Genomic DNA, 7,396 nt, shown 5'->3' with positions numbered 1-7,396 from the left:
CGAAAACAATAGACGTTTCTACCATGCACCTGACGTATCGGTACTAAGCGATAGCAGCAGCTTAACCTTAGCTATTGTCATTGGTTCAGGCTGGCAAGCTCACCCTCTTGATGATGAAGTCGTTGACCGTTTATATATGATAAAAAGCTCCGACGTACTTGAACCTCCAAAGAACCTTGACGGCTCTATCGAGTATACAGCACTTATAGAGGATGACCTTTACGACGCAACGAATAACAACCTGGGTGACGTAAGCGGCCAAAACTCTGAAGCCAACCAAGAAGCCGCCTATACTGAATACTACGGTAACGGTGCTGATATATTACCAAAACAGGGTTGGTTCATTCGTTTTACGCGTGATGGCGAAAAAATGCTAGCGACATCTTTAACCATTGATGGAACGGTTTACTTTACCACTTACGAGCCCACAGCAAGTACTAACGGCTGTATTTTTAGCTCCGGTATTCCTCGCCTCTACCATATCGAAATAGCTGACGCGACACCGGTTAAGAATTATGACGGTATCGGATTAGATTCTGAGTTAACCACAAGCGATAGGGAAGTTGGCACGCTCACGACACAATCATTACCAACCGCACCACAAAGACTTCGTGTGGATGGCCAAGACATTTTGTGTATTGGTACAGAGTGCAATCCACTTGATCGCGAAGGAAAAATTGTTAGAACCTACTGGGTTCAAGAGGAGTAAATATGTATACCTGCAAGAATTGTTATAGCTCGCAGAAGGGCTTCACGCTGATAGAATTAATGGTAGTGGTGGCTATAGTGGCTATCATAGTTGCTATCGCGTACCCGTCATATCAGGATAACGTAAAGAGTTCCAAACGCTCTGAAGCTCAGGGCGCCTTAGTCTCTTTTTCGGCTGCGATGGAAAAACATTTCACACAAAATAACTCTTACCTGAATGCAGGACAAAGTGGAGATACTGGGGCTCCCGCAGTATTTGCTACAACCGCACCGGTAGGCGGCTCATCTGTTTACTACGACCTAACGATTGAAGCGGCTACAGGGAGTTCTTACACCCTACGAGCGACTCCTACCAATTCCCAAACGGGCGATGGCTTTTTAGAATATAACTCCCTAGGCCAAAAAAGCTGGGACGAGGATAATAGCGGCGCGATCGGTGCAAATGAGTTTGACTGGGATAAGAACTAAACGATAGATACGCCGTTCAATAAGGCCTATCAGCTTTCCGCTGACAGGCCTTTTTTAATTTCGCTTATTGACTCAATACAGACAGTCGCCTAGCAAAGTCCTCATATCGCTTCCGGTTAACACCTAAGTCTGAATACCCCACCCTACTCGCTGAACGAAAGTGAATTAGCTTCTGCTCATCATCCAGATAAACCTCCACATCGTCTTTGAAACGCATCAGCGGACTGGTAAAAACGGCATACAAATAGTGATCACTTTGCTGAAGAATTTTTGCCCCCGGCATAGCGTCTATGACATTTTGAACCTTCTGCATCTGCTGCTTTGCTTCTATATCGAAGGCAATCGATTTTACCTGCTTATCAGGCTTATCGGTTTGAGTTGATACGCTATTAGGCCGACTTCCCAAGGGCTTCAGCTCACCATTTTGAACACCTAATTTAGGTGCTGTATTGTTCTCAATTACTCGCATTGTGATGACTCCAGCCAGTATAAAAAATATCAGTAGATAAATAACTTTCTTCATTGTCTTATCCTCTAGTTATGCAAGTATATTGCGCACAATCTATTTATTCAAGCCACAAAAAAGGCCGCATTAATGCAGCCCTATTATTCACCTAATAGTCTAGGTAATTACTTACTCAACTTACGGTAAGTTGCCACAACACGGTCCAGATTTTCCAGAGAGGTATCACTATGGAAAGTATCACTTGTAGGTTTCTTGCCAGGGAAGAAGCCTAGGTAAATATCCAGCTTACTCGCATTTGCCAGTTTATCTAGCCACTCACCTTCAACAATTCCAATATTATTCTCAGCTATTCGCGTAAAAGGAATCAAGTCACCTCCGTCGATACGAATACCTAAATTCTTTGCTTCGCTGGCAATATCAGAAGAACTGTTAATGTGAATCTCATTTTCTTTAAAGGTTAGCCAAATTTGAGACATATAACCTTCTTTACCCATCTCCCAAGTTGGCGTGCTAATAACAAGCCCTTGAGTTAATGCTGTATCACCCTGCTTTAACACCCAAATATCATAGTTTGCAGGAAGGTCTTTCTCGCTAATTGCTAAGGGCTTAACAGAGCCTTTCTTTTGCACAACAGGCGCTTTAACAACATCTTTTTTAGCTTCCTCTACCTTCGCAGCTACTTTTTTAACCTCAGCTTTAGCTGGCTCTTTTTCTACTGCTACCTTCACACCCTTGTCTGCTACCGCTGTAACGGCCTTCTGCGTTACTTCTGCGACAACTTCCTTAACTGTAGGCTTCACCTCTTTGCTGACCGGCTGTTCAGTCTTAGCACCTGGTTCAACCACAGGAGCTTTAAGGCTTTTCATCATTTCATCAGCTTTAGCAGCATTTTCTTTCTCGTTCCTAGCTAGCTCCTCTTGGCTTGGCTGTACTTCCGCCACACTAAGCTCAGCCGAGCTATCAGACATCGCACTATTGTCCTTCTTATCAACTGAAGCACAGCCAGCAGCTAAACTGATGACTAAACCAGCTCCCACCAAAGATAGGCTGCGATTCAAGTTTGAAAGATTTGTTTTTGCTGCATTCAGCATTTGAAATGTATTGAGTTCGGGTTTCATTTTTTCTTCCTAAAACAAGCAACAGAGCGCCTTGCACTTTTCGTCATAACTACAACATTTGCCACTTATGCCACCATAAGCACCAATAATTTACTCAAGATCAGGAAAGGCTTTAATTCAGTGTAGACATAATTCTCGCTTTGCCAGCTTTACAAGCAAGGTATAAGGTTAAACAATGTCAAATACGCAGGTTTATCATTAATTTTGTCCACTGCGTCACACGAGTTACCCATACTACCTATTAAAACTATCTTTTTCACCTATTGGATAATTAAGGATTTCATCACATGCCCCTATTAGACTGTATTGAGCGACAAACTGCTGACACGGTATCAGCAAGTATTATTTGGCTGCACGGCCTCGGGGCAAATGGAAACGACTTTGTACCTATCGTCGAGGAATTAGCGCTACCGGAAGGCTTAGGTATACGCTTTATATTTCCAAATGCCTCGGAAATCCCCATCACGGTTAATGCTGGCTATATCATGCCCGCCTGGTATGACATTCTTGAACTGACTGAAGAGCGCGTGATAAACCACGAACAATTGCAAAGTTCGGTGAAGAATATCCAAACGCTGATCGATAGGGAAATCGAGCGAGGCATCAAGAGCGAACGAATCATTGTAATGGGCTTTTCGCAGGGTGGAGCCGTGGCCTACCATGCAGCCTTAACTTACCCCAGCCCCCTTGCAGCACTGGCAGGCTTGTCGACCTATTTTCCACAAGAAGATAGCTTTGATACCGCGCCCGCGAATAGCCAGCTGCCAGTATTAATCTGCCACGGCACTCATGACCCAATGGTCGTGGAAAGGCAAGGTAAAAAAGCGGCGGCGATTCTTGAAGCGCGAGGCCACACAGTGCAATATCTAAACTACCCGATGGAACACGAAGTTTGTCTAAGCGAGATACAAGACCTATCGCGTTTCTTTCAGGCTCATTTGATGTAATGCTGTTTTATAGGTTGAGCCCTAAATGAAAAATAAGAATAAAATACAAATCAGTTCTGCAATTATTTGGGGCGTCGAGCTTTCGCCCTTCGTATTAAAGATGCAAGCTTACCTGGAGTACTGTGGCATCCCTTATCGCCGCTTACCCGCGCATGGAAGCTATCTTGAAAATACTCAGACCTTATTACGCCTTGAGTATCAAAAACAGCATAAGCAGATAAGCCGCTATCCTGAAATGGATGCCGACTTAGATGAGTACCCTGCCGTTCCTTTCTTTACTGAAAACGGCAAAGATTTTCAATACGACAGCACAGCCATCGCACACTATCTTGACCAGAAGCCCCCCACTCAGGGAAATAGCCATAGACATCGCTTATTCCCGGAAGACCCTTGTTTGAATTTTATCGCCAGCTTAATCGACGAAGCCTTTGACGAGTTCGGCCTATACATGGTCCATCATATGCGCTGGGTAGGCTCCGCCAAGTCGAACATAATGGGTAAATTACTCGCAAAAGAATTTCGTCACGCTTTGCCGCCAGGCGGCCCCTTACTACTTTCCAGGCGCTTTCCTAAGCGACAGGTGGCACGCTGTCCTTACTTATTTAGTGTCGCGCCAAAGAGCTATCGAAGCGGTGTTTCAAAAGCTCTATCCCCCCCGTATAAAGAAGGTTTTCCTGAAACACATACCTTATTGTTCGAAAGCTGGAAGCAATATCTAAAAGGCATGGAGGAAGTATTAACCCTGCAAAAATTCTTACTCGGTGATCAGTTTACCATTGCCGATGCCAGTGCCTACGGCCAACTCGCTATGAACCTGGTCGACCCAGAAACAAATAAGCTAATGCAAGAACTCGCTCCGCAGACACACGCCTGGCTTGAGATGATCTATAGCGGCAAACATCGCTTACAACAGAAAGAAGGGGAGCTTTATTTTTCAGGGGCACTTAAGCCCTTGCTCAACACCATCATGAGCACCTATGCATCGCTCATGGTTCAAAATAAGCAGGCATATCACCTGGCAAAAGCTCAGGGAGCAACAGAGTTCAACGAACTAGCCTTCAATCAGGGAAAAACACTTTATACAGGAAAGTTACGTGGCTACCCTTTTAAGTCAGTGGTAAAAACCTTTCAACTCAGAACCTGGCAGGAGCTTTGTGAAAAATGGAAGCGTTTAGACCAAAGCGAACAAAATACCATTAAAGCACAGCTAGAACTTTGTGCTCTTTTCGAAACAGAGGATGCTGAATTGAAAGAGACAATTGTTTCGGCAGAGGCTTAAGGGCTATGATAGCTTCATATTTTTCTTCAATAAGGATTCTCAGTGACAGATCAGGCAATTACCCTACAAAACATTTCTGGAAAAACCATTCTGGTAGGCATCACCTATTTTGACCGGTCTGGAGAAGTGCTGGATCAAAAGCAGCTCGCTGGTACTGTTTGCAAAGTCACAGAAGAAGATGGCATCACCGTCCAGGACTTGAAACAAGAAAGTGAATTCACCATCCCTTCTTCACTTCGCCCCTGGTTTATTGCACCACCCGGTGACTATCACGACCCGATTAGTGGTAAGCAGGTACAAAACCCTGACTATCTCGTCACCTGGGATGTCTATAAAACCAAAGAAAGTACGCCGGAAGGCGAACATGAATGGTGGGAATGGCGACCACAGCTCGCCAACCCTAGCGTCGGCCAAAAGTAATCAGTAATATTTACTTGAGGCCATCTAAAAGCGCCGAAAGAGTTTGATTGCCCTTTTTCTGCACAAGCTCTTTATCTTTTTGCTCGCCACCTTCCCAATGCAAGTCATCTTCGGGAATTTCATCTAAAAAGCGACTAGGAATGGTTTCTATTTTCTCGCCATATTGTTTTCGTGCTGCAGCATAAGTCAATGCTAAAGTCCGCTGGGCTCTTGTGATGCCCACATACATCAGGCGGCGCTCTTCTTCGATGTTATCTTCTTCAATGCTGTTTCTATGCGGCAATAATTCTTCTTCAAGCCCCATGATAAAAACATGTGGAAATTCAAGACCTTTCGAGGCATGAAGCGTAAGCATGTGCACCTTATCGCTATCATCCTCTTCTTCTTGTTGCTCCAGCATATCTCGAAGGATCAATTTGGAAACCGCTTCTTCTATACCAATTTCATCCGCTGTGCCTTTATCGGCGTCGATCATATTTTTTAACGAATCAACCAAGTACCAGATATTCTCCATACGTTTCTCAGCCGCTTTTGGCGTATTAGAGTTTTGGTACAGCCATTGATCATACTCAATATCGGTAAACAACTGCTTGATCACAGGTATCGGATCTTCCTGATAACAACGTTCCGTTGTTTTTCGTAACCAATCGCTAAAGCGCCTGACCCGATCCAGCGCCTTACCACTCAACACTTGTTCCAAACCAATTTCACCGACAGCCTGATTCAAACTAATATGTCGCTCAGTCGAATAATTTCCGAGTTTCTCCAAGGTTGAGGGGCCGATCTCTCTGCGTGGTACGTTGACTACCCGAAGAAATGCTGCGTCATCATCAGGGTTAGCAATGAGACGCAAGTAGGCCATGGCATCTTTGATTTCATTCTTGGCAAAGAAGGAGGTACCACCAGACAAGCGATAAGGCACCTGAAAAGCCTGCATCTTGATTTCCAGCAGACGCGCCTGGTGGTTACCACGATAAAGCACAGCGAAGTCTTTAAAGGGGATATCCTTTTTCAACTTAAGATCAAGAATCTCTGCGGCAATTTGTTCTGCCTCTGCATCTTCATGGCGACAACGAATTACACGAATTCGCTCTCCGTCACCCAGCTGGCTCCATAGTGCTTTATCAAACATATGAGGGTTGTTGGCGATCAAGGTATTCGCCGCACGCAAGATCAAACTGGTAGAGCGATAATTCTGCTCCAGCTTAATCAGCTTCAGGCTTGGGAAGTCTTTTTCCAGACGCGCCAGGTTTTCTGGCCTTGCTCCACGCCAGGCATAGATAGACTGGTCATCGTCGCCTACGACTGTCAAAGCATGACGGTCACCCACGATTTGCTTCACCAGCTCGTACTGAGCCATATTAGTATCTTGGTACTCATCAACCAAGAGGTAGCGAATCTTCTGCCGCCACTTGCTTAATATATCCGGATGTTCAGCGAAAAGTTGTACGGGTAAAAGAATCAGATCATCGAAGTCGAGCGCATTATAGGCTTTGAGGTAGCGAGTATAGGTTTCATACACATGTGCCAGGGTGACATCGTCAGGCGTTTGAGCTTGCTGTGCGGCCTGAGCCGGAGTTAGCATGGCATTTTTCCAGTTTGAAATCGCCATCTGAAATTCATTGATTCGGTCGCTATTCTCTTCACCATCTTTCATCATCAGGTCGCGAATCAACGCTTTAGCATCTTCACTGTCGAAAATAGAAAACCCCGGTTTATAGCCAAGCGCCTTATGCTCGGTGCGAATGATATTCAAACCCAGGTTATGGAAAGTCGATACGGTTAAACCACGCGCATCAGGCCCCGAAACCAACTGCCCGACACGCTCTTTCATCTCGCGAGAAGCTTTATTGGTAAAGGTCACCGCAGCAATATGGCGCCCCGGAATACCACAGCTTTTAATCAGGTAGGCAATTTTTCGCGTGATTACACTGGTCTTGCCGCTGCCAGCGCCCGCTAGTACGAGTAAAGGACCACCAACATAATCTAC

The 7,396-nt window shown here is 45.1% G+C and carries 8 protein-coding genes; 5 read left to right on the top strand and 3 right to left on the bottom strand.

What is annotated here, in order from left to right; all coding sequences use genetic code 11:
* Together A3761_RS26760 and A3761_RS03135 are read left to right on the top strand one after the other, a co-directional pair.
* The coding region (locus A3761_RS26760) for a hypothetical protein (protein WP_197472773.1) at positions 1-709 on the top strand (709 nt) is incomplete at its 5' end.
* Between the two features lie 2 nt (positions 710-711).
* Positions 712-1,176 carry a type IV pilin protein gene (locus tag A3761_RS03135; RefSeq protein ID WP_068508008.1) on the top strand — a complete coding sequence of 155 codons (465 nt, stop codon included), beginning with the start codon at positions 712-714 and terminating at the stop codon, positions 1,174-1,176.
* Between the two features lie 64 nt (positions 1,177-1,240).
* Here the strand turns inward: A3761_RS03135 and A3761_RS03130 are convergent, their stop codons facing one another.
* Together A3761_RS03130 and A3761_RS03125 are read right to left on the bottom strand one after the other, a co-directional pair.
* The gene (locus tag A3761_RS03130) at positions 1,241-1,699 is read right to left on the bottom strand and encodes a DUF1499 domain-containing protein (protein ID WP_082865110.1); all 459 of its coding nucleotides are present in this window, start codon (positions 1,697-1,699) and stop codon (positions 1,241-1,243) included.
* 107 nt (positions 1,700-1,806) lie between these two features.
* Positions 1,807-2,760 carry a hypothetical protein gene (locus A3761_RS03125; RefSeq protein WP_068506619.1) on the bottom strand — a complete coding sequence of 318 codons (954 nt, stop codon included), beginning with the start codon at positions 2,758-2,760 and terminating at the stop codon, positions 1,807-1,809.
* Positions 2,761-3,047: 287 nt separating this feature from the next.
* Between A3761_RS03125 and A3761_RS03120 the strand changes: the two genes are divergently transcribed.
* The 3 genes from A3761_RS03120 to A3761_RS03110 are packed head-to-tail and all read left to right on the top strand — an operon-like array spanning position 3,048 to position 5,406.
* The gene (locus A3761_RS03120; protein WP_068513036.1) at positions 3,048-3,707 is read left to right on the top strand and encodes an alpha/beta hydrolase; all 660 of its coding nucleotides are present in this window, start codon (positions 3,048-3,050) and stop codon (positions 3,705-3,707) included.
* Between the two features lie 25 nt (positions 3,708-3,732).
* The gene (locus tag A3761_RS03115) at positions 3,733-4,986 is read left to right on the top strand and encodes a glutathione S-transferase family protein (RefSeq protein WP_068553057.1); all 1,254 of its coding nucleotides are present in this window, start codon (positions 3,733-3,735) and stop codon (positions 4,984-4,986) included.
* Between the two features lie 42 nt (positions 4,987-5,028).
* Positions 5,029-5,406 (top strand): hypothetical protein, encoded by a 378-nt coding sequence (locus A3761_RS03110; RefSeq protein WP_068553059.1) that lies wholly within the window; start codon positions 5,029-5,031, stop codon positions 5,404-5,406.
* A gap of 10 nt (positions 5,407-5,416) precedes the next feature.
* On the opposite strand, the gene rep is transcribed toward A3761_RS03110, so the two are convergent.
* Positions 5,417-7,396, bottom strand: a 1,980-nt coding sequence (rep, locus tag A3761_RS03105; protein WP_082870154.1) for a DNA helicase Rep, incomplete at its 5' end; no start/stop codon positions are given.

Source organism: Oleiphilus sp. HI0123 (assembly GCF_001635315.1).
This window is presented reverse-complemented; position numbering and strand designations above follow the sequence as displayed.

Bases quoted from the DNA above. Each gene is read 5' to 3' on its own strand.
- A3761_RS03135 (WP_068508008.1), top strand. From the start codon at position 712: ATGTATACCTGCAAGAATTGTTATAGCTCGCAGAAGGGCTTCACGCTG.
- A3761_RS03130 (WP_082865110.1), bottom strand. From the start codon at position 1,699: ATGAAGAAAGTTATTTATCTACTGATATTTTTTATACTGGCTGGAGTC.
- A3761_RS03125 (WP_068506619.1), bottom strand. From the start codon at position 2,760: ATGAAACCCGAACTCAATACATTTCAAATGCTGAATGCAGCAAAAACA.
- A3761_RS03120 (WP_068513036.1), top strand. From the start codon at position 3,048: ATGCCCCTATTAGACTGTATTGAGCGACAAACTGCTGACACGGTATCA.
- A3761_RS03115 (WP_068553057.1), top strand. From the start codon at position 3,733: ATGAAAAATAAGAATAAAATACAAATCAGTTCTGCAATTATTTGGGGC.